Source organism: Thiohalocapsa sp., from assembly GCF_019695415.1.
Classification (GTDB): domain Bacteria; phylum Pseudomonadota; class Gammaproteobacteria; order Chromatiales; family Chromatiaceae; genus Thiohalocapsa.
This window is the reverse complement of the sequence record NZ_JAIFKJ010000211.1, coordinates 1-1,525: the sequence shown is the minus strand read 5'-3', so window position 1 is coordinate 1,525 and position 1,525 is coordinate 1. Positions and strand designations below refer to the sequence as shown.

Sequence of the window (1,525 nt, the reverse complement as noted above, 5' to 3'; positions counted from 1 at the left end):
GCCTGTCCCCGGCCGATTACCTGTTTCCGAGTCGCCGGTCGGCCTCGGCGCATCTATAGGTCCGACAGTATGCGCGGCTGGTGAAACAGTGGGTCGCCTTCATGGGGGCAGACCCGGCGGAGTATGGTACACACTCGTTGCGCAGGACCAAGGCGACGCTGATCTACCGCAAGACCAAAAATCTGCGCGCGGTGCAGCTGCTCCTGGGCCATCGCAAGATCGAGTCTACGGTGCGCTACCTCGGTATCGACGTCGATGATGCCCTGGAGATGGCCGAGCATATCGAGTGCTGAGTCCGATCGCGCCGGCGTCCGACGGTTGGTCGGGCGCTGGTCTTCGGCGGTTTCGATGGCCTGCACGCCACCCGATTGAAGAACAGAGACGGCTATGCCGCGATCACAGACCTTTATCGACGGAGAGCGCATCCGCAAGGCCCGGACGCTGCGCCGTGTCGAGCCCATCTACGAGCACCTCGCGCTCGCCTTGGCGGCGATACCGGCGCTGCACTTCGTCAAGCTCTTCCCGGGCAGAGTGAGCGCGTCGAACCGGCTGTCCACTGACGGGAAGAAGAACCCCGTCGTCACCGTTGGTGCCGCGGGAATCACAGGTGTCGAACTGCTCGTGGATACCGAAACCCACGTCGCGCAGTTCTACGCGATTACCTCCGCCGAGCAGGGCGCCGGGCGTCAGATCGTGGAAGCGGTCGCCAGCGCGACCCCGGCCGACTGGTTCCTCGCCGTCCCGATGGATTGGAGCGGCGGGTTCTGGGAGCGGATGGCAAGAGACTACCCACGTCTGCAAGTGTTCTGAAGTAGCGGGCGCAGACATCGGAGTCCTCCCGAGGCGGATCAGGATCGATTGGATCAAGGGCGGGGATACGTCTGTCGGGTCTGCCCATCCGAGAGGGCACGGATGCCTCGGTGACCAATGCAATACCCTATTCTGGAATCCTGGGAGTGAGAAGACCGTCAGCGTGAGCTACTCGATCCGTACATACATCCTCGGACCGGACGACACCCTGTACCGGCTGGCCAGCGCGAAGTTCTCCCGCATGGTCGATGACCCTGAGAGCCAGCGACTTGAGCGCTTTGCGGGCCAACGCGTGCGCATGGCCGAGGTCACTGTCGAGGTCCGGGATCGGGCACCCTGTGCCGTCGTCCGCCTGGTTTACGAGATGCTCGGATTCGATGCCGACGGGCGCTTAGACCGCGCCACGTTCATGCGCCAGAACAGGGCGCTGGCCGAACTGGTCGTAGACCGCGCGATACCCCGCCATGGGGAGCAGGACAAGGCCGTGGTTCACGCCGGCAGCCGCTTTGTCGCGCGCGGCGGGTCCTGGCATCCGTCCGCGGCGCTGGAGCGGGAGATTCTCCGCGCCGCGCTCGACGAGAGGCCGTGCAAGCGGCTCTAGGGAGATGCTGATTTATCGGGCATCCTGCCCCAAAAAAAACAGGCGGAGCCGGGCCTGTTCAGACATTGGGCGGTTTCCCGGCTCCTTCATTTTCAGCGACTTACGTCGCCGAAA

At 64.1% G+C, this 1,525-nt stretch carries 2 protein-coding genes and 1 pseudogene; all 3 read left to right on the top strand.

The annotated features are described in order from the left end of the window. Positions 1 to 74: 74 nt before the first annotated feature. Positions 75 to 293, top strand: a pseudogene (locus I6U14_RS06045) (tyrosine-type recombinase/integrase); the annotation flags it as partial. A 94-nt stretch (positions 294 to 387) separates the two neighbouring features. After that, the gene (locus I6U14_RS06040; RefSeq protein ID WP_296897710.1) at positions 388 to 810 is read left to right on the top strand and encodes a hypothetical protein; all 423 of its coding nucleotides are present in this window, start codon (positions 388 to 390) and stop codon (positions 808 to 810) included. Positions 811 to 973: 163 nt separating this feature from the next. Then, positions 974 to 1,411: a hypothetical protein gene (locus I6U14_RS06035; RefSeq protein WP_296897708.1), complete on the top strand. Its 438-nt coding sequence runs from the start codon at positions 974 to 976 to the stop codon at positions 1,409 to 1,411. Positions 1,412 to 1,525: the final 114 nt, after the last annotated feature.

Bases quoted from the DNA above. Each gene is read 5' to 3' on its own strand.
- I6U14_RS06040 (WP_296897710.1), top strand. From the start codon at position 388: ATGCCGCGATCACAGACCTTTATCGACGGAGAGCGCATCCGCAAGGCC.